The sequence below is a fragment of the Ruegeria sp. BHSB064 genome (assembly GCF_059613205.1).
Map to the genome: position 1 here is coordinate 1 of NZ_JBXWSB010000093.1, position 19,018 is coordinate 19,018.

Annotated in this window: 25 protein-coding genes, 1 tRNA gene, 1 other RNA gene and 1 pseudogene; 13 read left to right on the forward strand and 15 right to left on the reverse strand. The window is 56.3% G+C overall.

What is annotated here, in order from left to right; translation table 11 throughout:
* Both AC2FNU_RS18380 and AC2FNU_RS18385 read right to left on the reverse strand, forming a co-directional pair.
* A partial coding sequence (locus AC2FNU_RS18380) for a VOC family protein (protein ID WP_496791304.1) occupies positions 1–169 on the reverse strand: 169 nt, incomplete at its 3' end.
* Positions 170–201: 32 nt separating this feature from the next.
* On the reverse strand, positions 202–807 hold the full coding sequence (locus AC2FNU_RS18385; protein WP_496791306.1) for an rRNA large subunit pseudouridine synthase E: 606 nt from the start codon (positions 805–807) through the stop codon (positions 202–204).
* A 213-nt stretch (positions 808–1,020) separates the two neighbouring features.
* On the opposite strand from AC2FNU_RS18385, the gene AC2FNU_RS18390 reads away from it, so the two are divergent.
* On the forward strand, positions 1,021–1,608 hold the full coding sequence (locus AC2FNU_RS18390; protein ID WP_171090203.1) for an HNH endonuclease: 588 nt from the start codon (positions 1,021–1,023) through the stop codon (positions 1,606–1,608).
* On the opposite strand, the gene AC2FNU_RS18395 is transcribed toward AC2FNU_RS18390, so the two are convergent.
* Positions 1,605–2,072, reverse strand: a complete 468-nt coding sequence (locus tag AC2FNU_RS18395) for a disulfide bond formation protein B (protein ID WP_496791241.1) — start codon at positions 2,070–2,072, stop codon at positions 1,605–1,607. The genes AC2FNU_RS18390 and AC2FNU_RS18395 overlap by 4 nt on opposite strands.
* Positions 2,069–2,647 (reverse strand): YqaA family protein, encoded by a 579-nt coding sequence (locus AC2FNU_RS18400; RefSeq protein WP_480799655.1) that lies wholly within the window; start codon positions 2,645–2,647, stop codon positions 2,069–2,071. Before AC2FNU_RS18400 ends, AC2FNU_RS18395 begins: the two co-directional genes overlap by 4 nt.
* 147 nt (positions 2,648–2,794) lie before the next feature.
* On the opposite strand from AC2FNU_RS18400, the gene AC2FNU_RS18405 reads away from it, so the two are divergent.
* A tRNA-Leu gene (locus AC2FNU_RS18405) sits at positions 2,795–2,880 on the forward strand.
* Positions 2,881–2,940: 60 nt separating this feature from the next.
* A complete protein-coding gene (locus AC2FNU_RS18410; RefSeq protein WP_496791247.1) occupies positions 2,941–3,105 on the forward strand; it encodes a hypothetical protein in 165 nt (54 codons plus the stop codon).
* 62 nt (positions 3,106–3,167) lie between these two features.
* On the opposite strand, the gene AC2FNU_RS18415 is transcribed toward AC2FNU_RS18410, so the two are convergent.
* The 3 genes from AC2FNU_RS18415 to fumC are packed head-to-tail and all read right to left on the reverse strand — an operon-like array spanning position 3,168 to position 4,956.
* The gene (locus tag AC2FNU_RS18415; RefSeq protein WP_496791251.1) at positions 3,168–3,389 is read right to left on the reverse strand and encodes a ribbon-helix-helix domain-containing protein; all 222 of its coding nucleotides are present in this window, start codon (positions 3,387–3,389) and stop codon (positions 3,168–3,170) included.
* On the reverse strand, positions 3,386–3,562 hold the full coding sequence (locus AC2FNU_RS18420; protein ID WP_496791253.1) for a DUF4169 family protein: 177 nt from the start codon (positions 3,560–3,562) through the stop codon (positions 3,386–3,388). The genes AC2FNU_RS18415 and AC2FNU_RS18420 overlap by 4 nt, the downstream gene beginning before the upstream one ends.
* Entirely contained in the window at positions 3,562–4,956 is a 1,395-nt protein-coding gene (gene fumC / locus AC2FNU_RS18425) for a class II fumarate hydratase (RefSeq protein WP_496791255.1), read from the reverse strand. Before fumC ends, AC2FNU_RS18420 begins: the two co-directional genes overlap by 1 nt.
* 207 nt (positions 4,957–5,163) lie before the next feature.
* Here fumC and AC2FNU_RS18430 point away from each other — a divergent pair, with 207 nt between their 5' ends.
* Complete coding sequence (locus AC2FNU_RS18430) at positions 5,164–5,727, forward strand: hypothetical protein (RefSeq protein ID WP_496791259.1); 564 nt, start codon at positions 5,164–5,166, stop codon at positions 5,725–5,727.
* Between the two features lie 26 nt (positions 5,728–5,753).
* On the opposite strand, the gene AC2FNU_RS18435 is transcribed toward AC2FNU_RS18430, so the two are convergent.
* From AC2FNU_RS18435 to AC2FNU_RS18470, 8 genes are all read right to left on the reverse strand, one after another.
* Positions 5,754–6,212 carry an SspB family protein gene (locus AC2FNU_RS18435; protein WP_496791263.1) on the reverse strand — a complete coding sequence of 153 codons (459 nt, stop codon included), beginning with the start codon at positions 6,210–6,212 and terminating at the stop codon, positions 5,754–5,756.
* A 76-nt stretch (positions 6,213–6,288) separates the two neighbouring features.
* Positions 6,289–7,554, reverse strand: coding sequence for a chromate efflux transporter (chrA, locus tag AC2FNU_RS18440; protein ID WP_496791266.1), 1,266 nt, complete (start codon positions 7,552–7,554; stop codon positions 6,289–6,291).
* 224 nt (positions 7,555–7,778) lie between these two features.
* Positions 7,779–8,210 (reverse strand): ester cyclase, encoded by a 432-nt coding sequence (locus AC2FNU_RS18445; RefSeq protein WP_171183320.1) that lies wholly within the window; start codon positions 8,208–8,210, stop codon positions 7,779–7,781.
* A gap of 100 nt (positions 8,211–8,310) precedes the next feature.
* Positions 8,311–8,658: a transfer-messenger RNA gene (ssrA, locus tag AC2FNU_RS18450) on the reverse strand.
* A 36-nt stretch (positions 8,659–8,694) separates the two neighbouring features.
* A complete protein-coding gene (locus AC2FNU_RS18455; protein WP_496791272.1) occupies positions 8,695–9,057 on the reverse strand; it encodes a DUF4345 family protein in 363 nt (120 codons plus the stop codon).
* A gap of 64 nt (positions 9,058–9,121) precedes the next feature.
* Positions 9,122–9,772, reverse strand: coding sequence for a hypothetical protein (locus AC2FNU_RS18460; protein ID WP_496791276.1), 651 nt, complete (start codon positions 9,770–9,772; stop codon positions 9,122–9,124).
* Positions 9,773–9,785: 13 nt separating this feature from the next.
* A complete protein-coding gene (locus tag AC2FNU_RS18465) occupies positions 9,786–11,186 on the reverse strand; it encodes a selenium-binding protein SBP56-related protein (protein WP_496791279.1) in 1,401 nt (466 codons plus the stop codon).
* Between the two features lie 114 nt (positions 11,187–11,300).
* Positions 11,301–12,032 carry a FadR/GntR family transcriptional regulator gene (locus AC2FNU_RS18470; RefSeq protein WP_496791280.1) on the reverse strand — a complete coding sequence of 244 codons (732 nt, stop codon included), beginning with the start codon at positions 12,030–12,032 and terminating at the stop codon, positions 11,301–11,303.
* 115 nt (positions 12,033–12,147) lie between these two features.
* Here AC2FNU_RS18470 and AC2FNU_RS18475 point away from each other — a divergent pair, with 115 nt between their 5' ends.
* The 9 genes and pseudogenes from AC2FNU_RS18475 to AC2FNU_RS18515 form a co-directional block, all read left to right on the forward strand.
* Positions 12,148–12,912 (forward strand): DUF2182 domain-containing protein, encoded by a 765-nt coding sequence (locus AC2FNU_RS18475; protein WP_496791307.1) that lies wholly within the window; start codon positions 12,148–12,150, stop codon positions 12,910–12,912.
* A gap of 4 nt (positions 12,913–12,916) precedes the next feature.
* Positions 12,917–13,621 carry a DUF1326 domain-containing protein gene (locus tag AC2FNU_RS18480; RefSeq protein WP_496791283.1) on the forward strand — a complete coding sequence of 235 codons (705 nt, stop codon included), beginning with the start codon at positions 12,917–12,919 and terminating at the stop codon, positions 13,619–13,621.
* Positions 13,621–14,148, forward strand: coding sequence for a DinB family protein (locus AC2FNU_RS18485; RefSeq protein ID WP_496791287.1), 528 nt, complete (start codon positions 13,621–13,623; stop codon positions 14,146–14,148). The genes AC2FNU_RS18480 and AC2FNU_RS18485 overlap by 1 nt, the downstream gene beginning before the upstream one ends.
* Positions 14,149–15,252, forward strand: a complete 1,104-nt coding sequence (locus tag AC2FNU_RS18490; RefSeq protein ID WP_496791291.1) for a dimethylsulfoniopropionate demethylase — start codon at positions 14,149–14,151, stop codon at positions 15,250–15,252.
* Positions 15,253–15,357: 105 nt separating this feature from the next.
* On the forward strand, positions 15,358–16,353 hold the full coding sequence (gene acuI, locus AC2FNU_RS18495) for an acryloyl-CoA reductase (RefSeq protein ID WP_496791293.1): 996 nt from the start codon (positions 15,358–15,360) through the stop codon (positions 16,351–16,353).
* A 180-nt stretch (positions 16,354–16,533) separates the two neighbouring features.
* The gene (gene frr, locus AC2FNU_RS18500) at positions 16,534–17,097 is read left to right on the forward strand and encodes a ribosome recycling factor (RefSeq protein ID WP_171183306.1); all 564 of its coding nucleotides are present in this window, start codon (positions 16,534–16,536) and stop codon (positions 17,095–17,097) included.
* Between the two features lie 9 nt (positions 17,098–17,106).
* A complete protein-coding gene (gene uppS / locus AC2FNU_RS18505; protein WP_496791298.1) occupies positions 17,107–17,838 on the forward strand; it encodes an undecaprenyl pyrophosphate synthase in 732 nt (243 codons plus the stop codon).
* A complete protein-coding gene (locus tag AC2FNU_RS18510) occupies positions 17,835–18,617 on the forward strand; it encodes a phosphatidate cytidylyltransferase (RefSeq protein ID WP_496791299.1) in 783 nt (260 codons plus the stop codon). The genes uppS and AC2FNU_RS18510 overlap by 4 nt, the downstream gene beginning before the upstream one ends.
* Positions 18,617–19,018: pseudogene (locus tag AC2FNU_RS18515) on the forward strand (1-deoxy-D-xylulose-5-phosphate reductoisomerase); the annotation flags it as partial. The gene AC2FNU_RS18510 and the pseudogene AC2FNU_RS18515, both read left to right, overlap by 1 nt.

The window sequence follows — 19,018 nt, forward strand, 5'->3', positions numbered from 1 at the left end:
GCAGAACTGATCCGCCAATGCGGAAGAAAACATGGCGATTGTCGACACGCTGAATCCGCTCAAGATTCAGAATCTCGCCGTAAAACTGTTCCGCAGCATCCAGATCGTCAGCATAAAGTGCTGCCTCCAGAATGGCAGACGGGGCAGGTATGTCTGGCGTGAGTTTCATGCCCCAAGTGTAACAGAACAGGGCAGGTTTTGTCACCGGCGGGGGCGTCGGTCTCGTTTGCGCTGAGGCGCGGCATTCAGCGTCGGCATCGGCAGGCTGTCCCATTGACCGGGCTCTAAGTCTTCAAGGGTCCAGTCTCCGACGCGATAGCGGATAAGGCGCAGGGTCGGCAGACCCACTGCTGCCGTCATCCGCCGCACCTGCCGGTTCTTGCCCTCGCGGATGGTCAATTCCAGCCAACTGTCGGGAACGGTCTTGCGTTCGCGGATAGGCGGGGTACGAGGCCAGAGCCCATCGGGCTCATCCATCTGCCGCGCCTTTGCGGGTCGCGTCAGGCCATCCTTCAACTCAACCCCGTTGCGCAGGGCTTTCAAAGCGGCCTCATCAGGGATGCCTTCGACCTGAACCCAATAAGTCTTGGCCATCTTATGCTTCGGGTCGGATATCTGGGCTTGCAGCTTCCCATGATCCGTCAGCAGCATCAAACCTTCGCTGTCACGGTCCAGTCGACCGGCGGGGTAGACACCCGGCAGGTCGATGAAATCAGACAGCGTGCTACGCGGACTTTCGGCATTGGCGCGGTCGGTGAACTGCGGCAGCACGTCATACGGTTTGTTGAAGCGAATGAACCAGGACATGACCCGCGCATAGCCCGAAGGACGCACCCAACGCAAGCTGTGGATAAGTGTCATGCACCTGTCACAGATTCGGCTTACCCAGTCTGCGACATATTGTGGAAACTCAGGGCTTGTCAGAGTTTTAACACGATATATAGTTATCTTAAGGCCGGGGCGGGTGCTCCCCGCTCTGGTGTCACAAACGGGCAGCTGAGAGCGAGGAGCGATTCTGTGATGGACGGAGATTTCAGGACCGAATTTGTAAGAGAGCCGGGTATGCTCAAACAACACCCGGCCCTGGTTTTGAACGCCGATTACCGCCCCTTGTCCTATTACCCGCTGTCATTGTGGCCCTGGCAAGAGGCGATCAAAGCGGCCTGGCTGGATCGGGTCGACATCGTGGCCGAATATGACGAGGTCGTCCGAAGCCCGAGCACCGAGATTCGAATACCCTCGGTCGTTGTTTTGAAAGACTATGTAAAACCCAGAAAGCGCGTGGCCTTCACGCGCTTTAATTTATTTCTGCGGGATGAATTCCGCTGCCAGTACTGCGGCAGCCGCGATAACCTGACATTTGACCACGTGGTGCCACGCGCGGCAGGCGGCGTGACCAGCTGGCAGAACGTGGTGGCGGCCTGTAGCCCCTGCAACCTGCGTAAAGGGTCCAAATCGCTGCGACAGGCGGGGATGACATTACGCAAACCGCCGCGTCAGCCTGACGCCGAGGCGCTGCGCAATATCGGACGGAAGTTTCCGCCGAACCACCTGCACGAAAGCTGGATCGACTTCCTGTATTGGGATGCAGAACTGGACGAGTTTTAAGCGCGCGCTCGCCAGGCTGCGATCCAGATCAGCATCAGAACAGCCGAGGCGATGGCGTTCCAGCCCGCCATCGAGATGCCGAACATCTCCCACGGGATATCGTCACAGCGAACCAGCGGCGCGTTCATGATCTGATCGAACAGGTCATCGGTGCTCAAACCGCTGATATCGCCCGAGGTGCAGCTGCTGGGGCCTTCCCACCAACCTTGTTCGACACCGGCGTGAAAAACACCGATGGCTGCGGTTGTCGCGGCTGCTGCTGCACCTAGCAACGGCAGGATGCTAAATCTTGGCAAAGCCAGCGCCACTGCTCCGACCGCGATAGCCACGGCATGGGGATAGCGCTGCCAGATGCACATCTTGCAGGGGGCAAGCCCACCCAGGTGCTGAAAGCCAAACGCAGCCAACAACAGAGCTGCTGAGCCAATCGTGGCCAAAGCCACAAGTCCGGATTGTCTTGTCATAGATATTTAACCGCCACGAACCCGCCGAAAAGAAGGATGATGAACAGCGTGAACATAAGCCCCAGACGCTTTTCGATAAAGTCCCGGATCGGCTCGCCGAAGCCCCAAAGCAGGCCGGCAACCAGAAAGAATCGCATGGCTCGCGCCAGAATCGATGTAGCGATGAAGGTGCCTAGCGGCATTCCGGTCCAGCCGGACATGATAGTGATGACTTTGTAAGGGAAGGGCGTCACACCTGCGGCCAGCACAGCCCAGAACCCGAAATCGTTGAAGCGCGTGTTGAATTCTTCCATCGCGTGCGCCTTGCCCATCGACTCCAGAATGGGCTGACCGATGCTTTCATAGAAAAACGCACCAATTGCATAGCCCAGCAACCCGCCCAGAACCGAGGCCACCAGCGCAACGGTCGCAATGAGCCAAGCACGCGACGGACGGGCCAGAATCATCGGGATCATCAGGACGTCAGGGGGAATCGGAAAAAACGAGCTTTCGATGAAGGCGACAATGGCCAAGGCCCACAGGGCATGGGGGTGTTCGGCCAGACGAATGGTCCAGTCATAAAGCGATCGTAACATATACAGTACTCAAATCCCGTTTGCGGCCCCAAGAAGCCAAACCATGCACCTGACGGACCGTCAACCGCCCAGAAAGAAACAAATGGAATATGGGGTGTTTTTTGCCTCTGGACCTTCCTGCGCTTGGGCGCTAATTCAGTGTTCGTGGCCCAAGTGGCGGAATGGTAGACGCAGGGGATTCAAAATCCCCCGCCTTCACGGGCGTGAGAGTTCGAGTCTCTCCTTGGGCACCACATCTTCTGTAGATCTGGTATTTGTGTTTCGCGATCAGGTGGTTGCGTCGCTTTGTTGTCATGGCTTTTGATGCCGCAGCCTTGAGACGCGCGATTGATCGTCTTTGCGAAATCTTGGAAGCAAAAAACGAAGCGGCGACGAACTGGCGTGGTTTTCTTCAGTGCCTGAAAATTGAGCGTTCCTTGAAAACGACTCAGGGGAATTGGGAAACAATGATGTTGTAGCGCTTAAATTGTGCGCGGTGCTGTTTTAACTTCACTGTTGAAAGCAACGTGGGAAACATGGTTCAGACCTTGTTCTGATACCATTTCAAAATGAAGACCCGAATGGCCGATGCAAGGCCCGTTTCAGGATCGCGTTCAACATCAATTTCAGCGGCCAAAACGTTGATAGGGAGTTGTTTTTCAGACGCTATGTCGCGAAAGGCCCGCCAGAACTCATCTTCAAGCGACACGGATGTTCGATGTCCCTTGAGAGTCAGCGAGCGCTTGATCGGGCGGCCGCTCATTCGTCCAACTCGCGATTGTCGAGGTCGCGCTTCAGCTTGTCCTGTTCGAACTTGACGGTTTTTTTCTCGGCCTTTGTGCGCCCGAATGCGACAGCATTCTGATCCGCGCGGGCTTTCTTTTCAGCCCGCGCTTTTTCTTTACGATACCGGTTCAGGTTAACCGGCTTGCCCATCAGTCTTTCGGGCCGATCATCTGTTCGGGGCGAACGACGGCGTCAAAGGTCGCCTCGTCCACAAAGCCCAGCGCGATGGCCTCTTCCTTGAGGGTTGTGCCGTTCTTATGCGCCGTCTTGGCAACCGTTGTGGCGTTGTCATAACCGATGGTCGGCGCCAACGCCGTGACCAACATCAGTGATTCCTTCATCAGCTTGTCGATGCGTGGCTCGTTGGCCTTGATGCCCATCAGCATCCGCTCGGTAAAGCTGTCAGATGCATCGCCCAACAGCTGGATCGACTGCAGCAGGTTGTAAGACATCATCGGGTTGTAAACGTTCAGCTCGAAATGACCCTGGCTGCCTGCGAAAGTCATCGCAGCGTTGTTGCCCATCACGTGGGCGGCGACCTGGGTCAACGCTTCGGCCTGTGTGGGGTTCACCTTGCCTGGCATGATCGACGAACCGGGTTCGTTCTCGGGCAGGATCAGTTCGCCCAGACCCGACCGCGGGCCCGAGCCCAGGAAACGAATATCGTTTGCAATCTTGTAGCAGCTGCCTGCAATCGTCGCCAAAGCGCCCGACAGGAAGACCATGGCGTCATGAGCGGCAAGCGCCTCGAACTTGTTCGGCGCGGTGACAAAGGGCAGGCCGGTGATATCGGCCATATGGCCTGCGACGGCCTCGCTCCAACCGTGCTGAGTGTTCAACCCTGTGCCAACAGCAGTACCGCCTTGCGCCAGTTCGTAAATCCCAGGCATGGCTGCGTGAACACGGGCAATACCCTGGCGAATCTGATGGGCGTAACCGCTGAACTCCTGTCCCAGCGTCAGGGGTGTCGCGTCCTGCGTGTGGGTCCGCCCGATTTTGATGATGTCTTTGAACTCTTCGGCCTTCTGTTCCAGCCCTGCCGCCAGTTTTTCGAGCCCAGGAAGCAGCACGTCACGCACGCTGGTCGCGGTTGCCACATGCATGGCAGTGGGGAAGGTGTCGTTCGATGACTGACCCATGTTGCAGTGATCGTTCGGATGCACCGGGTCTTTTGAACCGATCACACCACCCAGGATTTCGATGGCGCGGTTTGCGATGACCTCGTTCGAGTTCATGTTCGACTGCGTGCCCGAGCCGGTCTGCCAGACAACCAGTGGGAAGTTGTCATCAAACTTGCCCTCGATCACTTCACCTGCAGCTTGGATGATTGCGTCGGCGATCTTGGCGTCCAGCTTGCCGGTGGCCTTGTTCTGCATCGCGCAGGCTTTTTTGATTACGCCCAGCGCGCGGACGATAGCGACGGGCTGTTTTTCCCAACCGATCGGGAAATTCATAATCGAGCGCTGCGTCTGCGCGCCCCAGTATTTGTCGGCAGGAACCTCTAGCGGGCCAAAGCTGTCGGATTCGGTGCGGGTCTGAGACATCGGTCACTCCGTCTGGTATGCAGTTGTATGCCGTTTAGCCGCAGCAAAGCCGTGACGCAATCGGCCAGTTGCGCGCACCATAGCCAGAGGTATCGCAAAGGTATAGGTGGCGGGGTGCGTCACTTTACATAAGAAAGCCGGGGAAAGTGCCATTGTGCGTGGGCCTCTGTGGGCTACAATAAGAAGGTGAACGCCGTGGAGGACAAAATGCCAAATTTCCATCGTCTTGCGCTTGCAAAAGCCGTCACGATCTTTGCCATTTGCGCATTGTGGCTGTCCGTATTCAGCGATTCCGCGCGTGCTCAGGACGTTGCGCCGTTTGTTGGGGACTATATCGGGTCTGCTGACGTTGTGGATGCGGATGGTACCGCGACTCCGCGGGACATGAGCGTTTCCATTATTGAAACCAAAAGTGGGTTCAATGTCAGTTGGCGGACCACGACATACAAATTGGACGGGCGCGTTAAGGAACAGAAGTTTTCTATCGACTTTGTGCCGTCGGGCCGCGGGGATTTGTTTTCGGCCGCAATGAAGCGCAATGTTTTTGGCCACGAAGTGCCGTTAGACCCGATGAAAGGGGAACCGTTTGTCTGGGGCCGAATCGTGGGCGATACGCTGACCGTGTTTTCGTTGTTCATCGATCAGGATGGCGGATACGAACTGCAGCAATTTGATCGCACGCTTGCAGAAGGCGGGCTGAACCTGTCCTTTTCGCGTTTCATAGACGGTGTGAAATCCCGGTCAGTCGAAACATTTCTGCAAAAGAAATAACCCCGCACGTGGCGGGGTTGAGCTGGTTACTTTCGGAAACTGTCGAGTGAAACCACGTCTGCATCGTGATGTGGCTCTTCCTCTTCGACTTCGATCGACTCTTCCATGATATGATCGTCGTCGACCTCGCCCTCGGGGCTTTCAAAGCGCAGGCCAAATTCAACAGACGGATCCACGAAAGTTTTGATCGCGGCATAGGGGATGTACAGCGGTTCAGGCGCGTCGCCGAAATTCAGCGTTATGGCAAAACCGGATTCGCCAACTTCAAGGTTTTCGAACCAGTGTTGCATGACGATAGTCATTTCTTCCGGATACCTTTCACGCAACCAGTCAGCGATGTCTACACCGTCCTCGCGCGTGTCGAAGGTGATAAAGAAATGATGCGCGCCGGGTAGACCGGTTTCGGAAACATCCGTCAGCACTTTTTTAATGAGTCCGCGCATGGCGGAGTGCATCAGGTTGCCGTAATCGATGCCTTGCGACATGTGTTATCCTCAAAAGTGGTTATGCCCAGCATAGGGCTTTTGTTCGGAAACGAAAGGGCAGGTATGGCCGGATTGATCATATAGTGTGTGCAGCCAGCCCAGCGATGGACATCAGGGCCAGCGCTTTGCCCATCCCCAATTTCAGCCGAAAAATCAAGGCCCCAGCCAGAATTGTCAAACCCAAGGCGGTGAAATCCATTTGGGAAAGCTGTGGCATGGGTATTGCCAGTGGACCCCAGGATATGTGTGGGACTGATTCGAATAGAACGTTCAGGGCGAACCACACGGAAAGGTTGAGAATCACTCCGACAACGGCAGCGGTGATGCTATGAAGGGCCGCCGACAGGCGCGGTCGCGCGGCCAGCCTGTCAAGGTATGGGGCGGCGAGAAAGATCCAGAGGAAACACGGTACAAAAGTCGCCCAAAGAGCGACTGCACCGGCCGCCAGAGCCAGGCCGAAGCCTCCGTTTAACTCTCCTGCAAGCATTGCGACAAACTGTGTGACCAGAATCAAGGGGCCGGGTGTGGTTTCCGCAAGTCCCAAGCCGTCGATCATCTGATCTGTGCTGATCCAGTGATACTGATCCACAACCGTCTGGGTCATATAGGCCAGCACGGCATAGGCGCCACCAAATGTGACGACGGCAAGCCGTGCGAAAAACCAACCCAAATCGCTCAGCAGTTGATGCCCGCTCAGGGTCAAAGCAGCCAAGGGGGCAAGCCAAAGAGGTAACCATACAGCGACGGTTCGAAGGGAACGTTTCAGGTGCGACTGCTGGTTTGGCTTATATGGTTCCGATGGGCCTTGGAAAGTTGTGTACCCCCACAGCGCGGCCGCGAAGATGATCAGCGGGAAGGGGAGGTTCAGTAGGAAAATGCTAAGGAATGAAAGTACGGCGACGACGTAGTGGTCTTTGTCCGTCAAAGCCTTCCGCGAAACGTTGCGCAGCGCTTGCAGGACAATCACGATGACGGTTGCCTTGACGCCGATGAAGGCCGATTGCACCAATGGAAGGTCTCCAAATGCGGTGTAGAGCGCGACCAAAACAGCGATGACTATGGCACCGGGCAAGACAAACAAGCTGCCTGCGATCAGACCCCCGGAAACCCCACGCAATCGCCATCCGGCGTAGGTGGCCAATTGCATGGCTTCAGGCCCCGGCAGCAACATGCATAATGACAGGGCACGCAGGTAAGTTTGTTCATCCAGCCATGGTCTGCGCTCGACCAGTTCCTGATGCATCAGCGATATCTGCGCCGCTGGCCCACCAAAGGATAGCAGCCCGATCCTGCCAAAGACGCGAATAAGCTCTGGGACCGAGGGCGTCACGGAACCGCTCATGTTGAATGGCCCGAAATTTCGGACCGGTTCCCGAAAATCGAAGGATCAATGGCTTCCACGAGGATTAAGACCTGTTGTGCAATGTCGGGTGGCCAAGTCACAACACTTTATCCTGCAAGTCCCGAAAGATGCGAAACTTGCGGCACCGCCTTGGGGTGTTCGCATTTGGACCCCTTGGCGCTTGCTAACGTGCAAGCGCAATTGGGGTCAAGATTGCTTTGGGTTCAGGCCCAGTCCAGACGTTGCCCTGTCATGCAAACGGGCAGAGTGTCGGATGGAAACTGACCTAACTCTTCAAAGAACGAGATGAAATCAAAATGATTATAGGCCTCGACCATCTTGTCGCCTTTGAACCGCGCCATCACCTGTCCCGTGACCTCCAAGGGCGCGCCATTGTCGGCGCGGAAGGTTCGAACATTCAAAATGGCTGACACCCAATCGCCATTCTCGATAATCTTTGGAAGTTCTACCTTAATGTCGCCCAGGATATGGCGGAACGCGGTGACCAGGTCGCGGAAATCATCTGCACCAACTTGCATTTCGGGGATCAGCCCTTCGGCCATCGTTTCCGGCGCAAAATATTGATCGATTGCCTCGGTATTTCCGTTTTCCCAAACTTCGGAATACCACGCCCTGAGTATCTCTGAATTTGTCATCCCAGCTCTCCTGTCCAAGTCAACGCACGATGACAGGCAGGAATGAACAAACTCTGAATGCGCCCTGAAAAGGCGAATAACGTCAGACATGTCAGAGAATAATGCAGGTTTCTGTTGCCAGGTACCTGCGAACCCCGCCTTACGCGGCTAGGCGCAAGGGCTTAGATTTCGGTCTTGTTACTGCTTACGCAGCAACTGCAACCGGAGCACGATTGTCGTTTGCAATTGTACTAGTTTCGCCGATAACGGTGGCAGACAGCCGAGACAAAGCTAACCCCTTTAGACGTTCGTCGATCCTGTTTCGGCCCCAAAATCCCCAAACGAAGGATGGTTGGTGGAGCCGCCGGGTACCGCCCCCGGGTCCGATCCGCTTATTACGAGCGCGTTTATGTCCATAGTCCCGAAGGACATTCCATATATAGGTGAGCCGATGGGTAGATGCAAACTCAGATTGTGCCCCAATCAATCTAACGTTCCTAATAGGTTAGGTCGCCTTGTTAAAGTTTGCAGCAATGAGCCAAACAGCCAGAACCAATTCGATTCCCCCAAAGATCATCGCTTTGGCCAAAGGAGGATTGTCCAGAGCGACCGATACAAATCGGCCCAAAGCCGCCCCTGAATAGACAACGCCGAGCATGACGTAAGCCATGGGGTTGTTGAGCCAGATCACCGCGATTCCGGTCACGACAAACAACCCTCCGACAGACGCGCGCATCTCGGACAGGCCCATCGTGCTGTTGGTGGGGGCCAAATCCAAAGCCGATGCTGTGTGGGCCGGAGCCAGAAAGCCAAACATGCCAAAACCGATTGTCAGAAGCGCTGCAATCACATTCAGGGTGGTTATCATCTGGTCCTCGCGAGTTTTGATCTTTGGCAACTAGGCTAGCCCATTGAAGCATAAAGGAAAGCGTCTAAATCGCAGACCAAAGCCCAAGACCGCCGACCAGAACGAGGCTGAGCGCCCAGATAAGCTCCAGATTGAACCAACTGCGCGACAGAAATTGGAGCCCAAACCAGCGATAGACCGCAAAGGCCAAAAGCCCACCGCCGAAAATCATGGCCGCCGTGTGCACTGCTGCGACACCCAGAACCAATATCGCGTTTGTAGACATGATCTGAGAAATCGCTTGATGCCCCGCGTCCAATTCGTCCACAGCACAGAGGCCCAGATAGATCGGAACCAGCATCAGGGCAGCCCCATGGGCGAGTGCCACCAGGAATGACCAGAGTGCCAGTTTGCTTGGGGGAATCCGTGACAAAAAGCGGGGATGGCGACGGGTGATTGCGATGAACAACCCCATTCCGATGACAATCAACGCGGCTCCGATCCGGATTTCCTTTTGATAATCGACCAGGACGGCCATCAGGGCGAAAGGCAGCAACACCCCCAACATGGCTAAAAAGTGCCCGCCTGCCAACGCGGCTAGCGCTTGCCAGAGCGCGGACTGGCGCTGTTCCATCAGAGCGGAAGAGACCGCCAGCGGCCAACCCATGCCGGGGTTCAGGCCGTGATAGGCACCGCTGAGAACAACGGCCAGCCAGAGGCCGGCCGTTGATGTCATCAAAACGTCCAACTCAGACCGAAGGGTAGCAGAAGCTGTCGGTTGAACAATCTCCGCCCTCTAACCGGATCTGGTGGCTGCGATAGCCATCGGGGAACGCCACCCAGAAGTTCGGATCCAGCGTCAGTCCTCCGTTCTCTCCAACATCCGCCTTGACCATGGCTGCGCCGCCTTCGCCGGGATAGAACTGATCGTCCCACGTGGAATAGAGCGAGTTGGTCCAATAGACGCGCTTACCGTCTCGGCTGATCTCGACCATTTGCGGGCCGTAACCAAAGCTCTGACCGTTTGGATGTTTGGTTTTCTTAACGATCCCCCCGATTTCAACCATACCTGCCAGCTTGGGGTTCATCGGGTCTGACACATCGTATTGGTGCATCTCACCGGTGCCCCAGCACGAGACGTAGAGGTACTTGTCATCAAGGCTAAGGTCGATGTCAGTGACCAGTGGCGGCACCGCCGAGAACCCTTTGAGCAAATCTGGCAGATCATCGGGATCAGCTGGTTGCGGGTCGATGGTGATGGTTTTCTTGGCTTCGAATGTGCCGTCATCATTGCGCCACCACGTGAAGATCGCACCTTGCAGGTTGGTGGTGTCTACAACAACGCCGCAGAATCCGTATTGTTTGACAGGGTCATGAGCAGGGCGGATTTCCAGTGCCATCTGGTGGTTTTCGCCCAGATCAATCGTCTGGATATTGGTCCGGTTGCGCAGGTTCCAGAAGTGGATGCGGTGGCCATATTTGTTCGAAAGCAGATCTTCGGCCACCAGCCCGTTTTCAAATTGCGGGGGCAGACCCCATTCGGAACTGACCATGTAGTCGCGCGGCAGGTTCCACCAGAAATCATAATGCTTGTCCTGCACGCCGCGCTCGATCTCGTAACGGCCGATGATTTCGAAGCTTTCACAATCCATGATGAAGATGCCCGGAGGACCATCAGTGCCGTCCGCACCACCGCCACCCAGCGTGCTGACATAGATGCCTTCGGGCCCGCAATGGATCGTGTGTGGGCGGGAATATCCCGTTTTTGCAAAGACTTCTTCAGGTTCGATGATCTTGTGGATCTTCGCCTCAAGTGGATTTTTGACGTCGATGACGTAAATCCGGCTGGATCGAATACCTGGGATGATCAGATAGCGCCGTTCCAGAAAGGCGTGACCGGTCAGCGGTGACAGGGCGGACGAACAGGCATTCCATCCGAAATGGTGAAACTCATCGCCTTTCTCAGGCATGATCACCTGATGCACAATCTTCCCAAAGTCGTCGGATGTTGGATCGACATTCACAACCGCCAGCCCGTCGGGTTGCGAAAAATCCGGGCTTAGCATCAAGGTGAAAGCAAGCGTTTCAGTGGGGCCCTCCATCGCAAGCTTGGCGGATGGGTAAAAGGTTGGGTCCGGTCTAGTGTTCATAACGTCCTCCCGTAAGTCATTGGTATTCAATTCATATTGAGAGTTCCGATCTTAACGCCGGATGACATTCTGCCTGCTCGTCTTCCCTTCGTTGTCTGAGTGCGCGTTGCGCCTTTAAGCTGGTTTGCGTTTACGCTCGGCCACGTCCTGCGCCAATTGGCGGGTGTAGTGTTCCAGATCATTCAATGCGGCATCCACGGTTTCGGCGTCCTGAGCCTCAAGCGCGTCAGCTATTCTGCTGTGCAACGCGATGATTTCCTCACGCGACCGCGCGGTGAACGTAATCATGTTCATCAGAGGCTGCATCGCCTCGACCGCCCCGGCCAGTTGATAGGACAGGACCGGATTTCCAGCTCCATCCACCAAGGCACGGTGGAAGGTTACATCAGATGCACAAAACGCTTCGTCTGTCAGATCTGGTTGAGATTGGCGGAATATCTCGGCCCGCATGGTGGCCAATTGATCTGCTGTCCGTCGTTGCGCCGACAAAGGCGCGCATGCACGCTCAAGCGCATAGCGCGCCTCGCAGGCGGTATCAAAGCTGACGGCGTTCATCGACAGCAGCAGGGTCGAGGTTGTAACCTGCTGGGAATAGGCGTCCTCAAAACTCAGCCGATTTACAAACGCGCCGCCCGATGCGCCGCGCTGTGTTCGGATCAGGGATTGTGCCGCCAGCCGCTTTAACGCTTCACGCACGGTCGGGCGCGAAACCTGGAATTGATCGGACAACTCGGCCTCAGACGGCAGGCGAGCATCCACGATCAGCTCACCTGATACTATCGCATCCCGTATGGCTTGGGCGATCTGAGCGGACAGGTCAGCGGTTTTCCGGGGCGCGGCTTTCATCTTAAGAGGACCTTGGGCAAATTTTTATTTGTCTGACATTTAAAAGTCTGACATTTGAAAAGCAAGGGAGATGAGTCGGGAGGCCGAAGTGAGTCGTACGTGGCTGCGCAGCGGAATGTGGCTGGGCTTTTATGTCCTGATCCTATGGGCGTGGTGGGTCATGTTCTCGATGAGCCGGGACATGGACCTTGATCTGATCGGCCGTCCCGGACCCATGGGGCAGGCCATGGCGGCCATGGATCCGCGCATGGACATGTATATGCCCATGGCCGAATTCGGCCCGCTGTTTTTAATGTGGGCGATCATGATGGCGGCAATGATGCTGCCCACGCTTGTACCAACCCTGCGCAGCTATGATGACCTGATCCGCAGCGCCAATGGCAGCCGTGCGGGCTGGCTAGGCGTGTTGGCGGGGTACTCGATCGTGTGGGTTGGATTCGCGGCTCTGATCACCGGGATTCAGCTGGTTTTGCTGTTTGGCGGTGTGGTCGATATGCTGGGTATCGCCAAGTCCGGCTGGGTTGCAGGCGGATTGATGATCGCAGTGGGGGCCTTTCAGTTCACGCGCGCGAAAGAGGTCTGCCACGGCGTTTGCCACGCCCCGATGACCTATTTTCTTGGCCATTGGAAAACCGGCTTCGCGGGCGGCGTTCGCATGGGTTTGGGCCTGGGCGCGTTTTGCGTCGGCTGCTGCTGGGGTTTCATGGCACTGGGATTTGTGGGCGGTGTCATGAGCTTGCTTTGGATGGGTCTCGCGACCTTGTTCATGGTTCTCGAGAAACTCCCCCAAATCGGGCACGCGATAACGCGGCCCATGGGGTTTGCACTGATTGCGGGCGGTCTGGTCCTGCTCGTCTATCCAATTAGCTACGGAGGTTAAGCCAATGGCAAAAAACAGAAAACCAGAAGCCGACCGGTTGCCTATCAGTCAGCGGATCGACAGCCGGATGCCGAATCCCAAGCGGCGTGAAATGAGCCCAACGGAATGGTCAATCAAAGGTGAATTGATCCTGAACTGTTCGTGCGATGTGTTCTGCCCCTGCGTTGTGTCGTTGGGTGCGCACCCTCCGACCGAAGGCCATTGCCACGCCTGGATGGGCGTTATCATCGATGAAGGGCATTACGAGGGCGAAGATCTGTCTGGGCTGAATGTAGGTTTGTTGGTCGATATTCCGGGCCGGATGGGCGAAGGCCAATGGAGAGTAGCGGCCTATGTCGACGAGCGTGCCAGTGGCAAGGCGTATAACGGCTTGCTTCAGATTTTCAGCGGGCAGGCCGGGGGAACCACAGGGCTGTTTACCATGCTGGTCAGTGAGATCATCGGGGCCGAGCGTGCCCCTGTTCAGATCGAACGCGACGGGACCAAGCGCCGCATCATGATTGGCCGTAAGATACAGGGCGAGATTGAGATGCTGGGCGGTAAAGACCCAGAGCATCCTGTTATGGTCTCGAACTCGAAATACTGGATGGGCCCGGACATTATTGTGGCCCGCGGCACCAAGTCGAAAGTACGTGACTATGGACGGGTCTGGGATTTCGGTGGCAAGTCAGCCGAGATTTGTCCAATTGACTGGCATGGGCCCAAGTAATGATCACCGGTGCATATGCGCGTGAGATGGCGCAATACAATCACTGGCAAAACAAACAGTTGGCGGAGTTTCTGCAAGCTTTAACGCATGAGGAACTGGTCCTTGAACGCGGAGCGTTTTTTGGCTCGATCCTGGGCACCGTGAACCATTTGCTATGGGGTGACTGGATTTGGATGTCTCGCTTTGAAAAGGCAGATGGACCGGAAAGCAACATTCATCGAACCGGCGGTGGCATTCATGAAAGCGTGTATCTGTGCCCTGATCTGTCCGCCTGGTTACCCCTGCGAGAAAAGATCGACGCGCGCATCATCCGATGGGCGAACACCTTGGGGGATGAGCCGCTGACCGGACCGTTCACCTGGTATTCTGCCGCGAAAGAGGCCGACGTGACACTGCCTTATGCGCGCTGCGTTATCCATATGTTCAACCACCAGACCCACCACCGGGGCCAGGTGCACAAAATGCTGACCGAGGCGGGATCTGAAGCGCCGGTCAGTGATCTAGTCTTCATGCCGCAGGAGGATTGAATGCCACAAATATCTCCTTCTCGCCGTCTGAGGCGAACGCCATTCACAGAAGGGGTCGAAGCGGCGGGCGTCAAAGGATATACGGTATATAACCGTATGTTATTGCCCACTGTTTTCGAAAGCGTTGAGGCGGACTACCATCACTTGAAGACCCATGTACAGGTGTGGGATGTGGCCTGCGAACGGCAGGTTGAACTTCGGGGGCCGGACGCCGCGCGCCTGATGCAGATGCTCACGCCGCGCGATTTGCGGGGGATGTTGCCGGGCCAGTGTTTCTATGTGCCGATCGTTGATGAGACCGGTGGAATGCTGAATGATCCGGTGGCCGTGAAACTGTCTGAAGATCGTTGGTGGATTTCGATTGCTGACAGTGACCTGTTGCTATGGGTCAAAGGGATTGCCGTCGGATACCGTTTGGATGTGTTGGTGGATGAACCGGACGTGTCTCCGCTTGCTGTTCAAGGCCCCAAGGCGGACGAGCTTATGGCGCGTGTGTTTGGCGACCGCGTGCGGGACATCCGATTCTTCAGGTTCGATATGTTTGAATTTGAAGGGCGCGATCTGGCGATTGCGCGTTCGGGGTATTCCAAACAGGGTGGGTTTGAAATCTATGTCGAAGGCAGCGAGATCGGAATGCCCCTTTGGAACGCTTTGTTTGCTGCAGGCGAAGACCTTCAGGTTCGCGCTGGCTGTCCGAACCTGATCGAGCGGATCGAGGGCGGTTTGTTGTCTTATGGCAATGACATGACCGACGATAACACGCCGCACGAATGTGGGTTGGGCAAGTTCTGCAACACAAACACCGCAATTGGTTGCATTGGGCGCGACGCGTTGCTGCGCGTGGCAAAAGAGGGACCCATTCAACAAATTCGACCCATTGCCATCGCAGGCGACCCTGTGCCCGGATGCGACCGACCCTGGGGCCTTTACGCGGACGGAAAGTGGGTTGGGCAGGTAACGTCGGCGGCCTGGTCACCGGATTTCAAAACCAATGTGGCTATCGGAATGGTGCGGTTGAGCCATTGGGATGCGGGAACGGAACTGGATATCGAAGTACCTGACGGGATGCGTCGCGCAACTGTGCAATCGCATTTCTGGATTTAACACGAGGGTTTGGGGGCGCTGCCCCCGTCGCTGCGCGACTCCCCCGAGGTATTTTGGGCCAGGTGAAGGACTGGTCTGGTCAAGGTAACACGAAAGGATTTGAGAATGTTCAATGCGTTGGTGATGGACAAGGACGAAGAGAGCGGCTTGGCGAGTGCATCGGTCAAGCAGCTTTCATTGGATGATCTTCCACATGGTGAGGTGACTGTGGCGGTGGAGTTTTCAACCGTGAATTACAAGGATGGTCTGTGCCTGTCACCCAAAGGGGGTGGGCTGGTGCGAGCATATCCGCATGTGCCGGGTATCGATTACGCCGGTACGGTCGAAGCCTCGTCTGATGAGCGATACAAACCCGGCGACAAGGTTGTTCTGACCGGTTGGCGTGTGGGCGAGGCGCATTGGGGCGGCTATTCTCAGAAAGCCAATGCGCGGGCGGACTGGCTGGTGCCGCTGCCCGACGGGCTGGATGCACGTCAGGCCATGGCTGTGGGTACGGCCGGGTTTACGGCCATGCTTGCGGTGATGGCGTTGGAAGATCATGGGCTGACCCCGGATCGGGGACCGGTTCTGGTGACGGGCGCTGCAGGTGGTGTTGGGTCGGTGGCCACAGCCATTCTGGGCAAGCTGGGGTATGAGGTGGCGGCTGTGACCGGGCGACCCGAAACGGGCGACTATTTGAAAGCGCTTGGTGCGACGACGATTGTGCCCCGTGAAGAGTTGAATGAGACCACCAAACGCCCGTTGGAAAGTGAAACCTGGGCTGGCTGTGTAGACGCGGTGGGCGGAGAAATGTTGGCGCGTGTTCTGGGGCAGATGAAATACGGCTGTTCAGTTGCCGCAGTTGGTTTGGCCGGAGGCGCGGCCTTGCCTACCACTGTGATTCCGTTCCTGCTGCGGGGCGTGAACCTGTTGGGCATCGACAGTGTGATGCAACCCTACGATAACCGACTGCGCGCGTGGCAGCGGATCGCGACCGATCTGCCGATGGATAAGCTGGAGGCAATGGTTCAGCCAGCCGCTTTGTCGGATCTGCCGCAGCTTGGCGCGGATATACTGAAGGGTCAGGTCAAAGGCCGCGTTGTTGTTGATGTGAACGCCTGAATCTGACGGCTACTGTATCCTCGGGCGGGCGTGCCCGGCCGGGGATCGGAGTGGAGTTGGTACAAAATGGTCGCAACACCTCTGGCCATCGATACAATTCCCGACCATGATTGCTATACATCCCAATTGTGATGGCGTAAGACCCATCCAAAGAGTACCTGAAAACGGGGAGTGAGCAGCATGTCTGACGACTTCGAACTGGACACCGATGACCTCAAGCGTCGCATGGATGGCGCCATGGCCAATCTGAAAACGGAATTTGCCTCGCTGCGTACGGGCCGGGCTTCGGCCTCGATGCTCGAGCCTGTGATGGTTGACGCCTATGGCTCACTGACTCCGATCAATCAGGTGGGTACGGTGAACGTGCCCGAACCGCGCATGGTGACTGTAAATGTGTGGGATAAGTCATTGGTAGGTAAGGTGGAAAAGGCCATTCGTGAAAGCGGACTTGGCATTAATCCTCAGCTGAATGGCACCATCATCATGTTGCCGATCCCGGAACTCAACGAAGAACGTCGGCGCGAGCTTGGCAAGGTCGCAGGACAATATGCGGAAAGTGCGCGGGTTTCGATCCGCAATGTGCGCCGTGACGGAATGGACCAGATCAAGAAAGCCAAGGCAGACGGGATGTCGGAAGATGACCAGAAGCTATGGGAAAGCGAAGTTCAGGATTTGACCGATGAAATGATCAAGGCCGTCGACGCCGCGCTTGAGACCAAGCAATCTGAAATCATGCAGGTCTGAGCTGGTCTGATGCCCAAAGATCCCCAAACCGATCCGGTTTCCGGCCCGCGCCACGTGGCTATCATCATGGATGGCAACGGTCGCTGGGCACAGGCGCGTGGCCGACCCAGACTGTTTGGTCATCACGCAGGTGCCCGCCGTGTCCGTGAGGTGGTAGAGGCCTGCCCGGGATTGGGGATCAAATATCTCACTGTGTTTGCGTTTTCGACCGAGAACTGGAAGCGCACACAGGTTGAGGTCGCCGGGCTGATGAACCTGTTCCGTCGATACATCATCAAGGAAACCCGAACACTTGCTGACAACGGAATTCGCGTTCGCTTCATTGGTGATCGGGTCCGTTTGGATTCAAAGCTGACCGAGTTGATGGATTCTCTGGAACAGGAAACGAAGGACAACGACCTCGTTCATTTGACCGTAGCGTTGAACTACGGCGGTCGGGATGAGGTGGCCCGCGCCACAAAGCGGCTGGCGCGTGATGTTGCCGAAGGGCGTTTGAAGCCGGAAGAAGTGGATGAGGAAACCCTTCCTAAGTATCTGGATACGCGGGTTCTTCCGGATCCGGACCTTGTCATACGCACCAGTGGCGAAGCACGGATATCGAACTTTCTTCTGTGGCAATCGGCCTATTCGGAATACGAATTCATCGATACGCTTTGGCCGGATTTCACAGCCGCAGAGCTGGAAGCCTTGTGTCGCAACTTCGGCTCCAGAGAACGTCGGTTCGGAGCGGTGCTGGCATGAGCGAAGGCCGATGGTCTGACCTCACAGCACGGGTTCTTTCCGCTGCTGTACTGGTCTTGATAGGTGCCGTCGAAGTCTGGCTGGGCGGTATCTGGTTCGAAACCTTTATCGCCGCAGCCTGTGGTCTGATGACCTGGGAGCTGGTTCGGATGATTGAGCCGAACAGCCGGAGCACAGGTATTCAATTGGGTATCCTGACAAGCGCTGCGGTTCTGCTCAGTTACCATGTGCCACCGCTGTACACATTGCCTGTTGTTGTAGCGCCTGCATTGGTGGGTATGGGGCAGGTGAGCCGGTCAAAAATTCTGTACGGGCTGTTTGCCGTCTGGATCGTTGGGGCCGGGTTGGGTTTTATCTCGATCCGCGAAAACTTTGGCTTTGGCTGGATGGTGTGGCTAATCGCCGTGGTCGTGGCCACTGATGTGGCCGGATATTTTGTTGGCAAAACGGTTGGTGGTCCCAAATTCTGGCCCAAGGTCAGCCCGAAGAAAACGTGGTCGGGAACGGCAGGTGGATGGGCTGCAGCGGCCTGTGTCGGAATCGCCTTTGCAACGCATGCCGGATTTGGATTCGCTTTTGTCGTTGTTTCGGTATTGGCTTCAATGGCAAGTCAAATCGGTGATATTATCGAAAGCGCGGTCAAACGTAAGTTTGGCGTTAAAGACAGTTCAAACCTGATCCCGGGCCACGGTGGTTTTCTGGATCGCTTTGACGGCATGATGGGTGCCGCGTTGTTTGTTCTGATCGCAGGGCTGTTTTACGCGCCAGGTGGGATGTAATGCGCAAAGTAACCGTTCTGGGGGCCACAGGATCGATAGGGCAAAACACAATCGACCTGATCGCGCGCGCGCCGAACGATTACGACGTTGTGGCTTTGACAGGTGGTGCGAATATCCAGCAATTGGCCGACGATGCGCGCCGCCTTGGGGCCGATCTGGCCGTGACTGCGTATGACGATAGGCTGGACGACCTGCGCGCCGTGCTTGCCGGTAGCGGCGTAGAGGTCGCGGCTGGGTCGCGTGCAATTGCCGAGGCTGCCGCGCGCCCGGCGGACTGGGTTATGTCGGCCATTGTGGGTTCAGCGGGCCTAGCACCGGGGATTGAAGCGCTCAAACAAGGAGCGACGCTGGCGCTTGCCAATAAAGAGACGCTGGTCTGCGCCGGGTCACTGGTTCTGGAA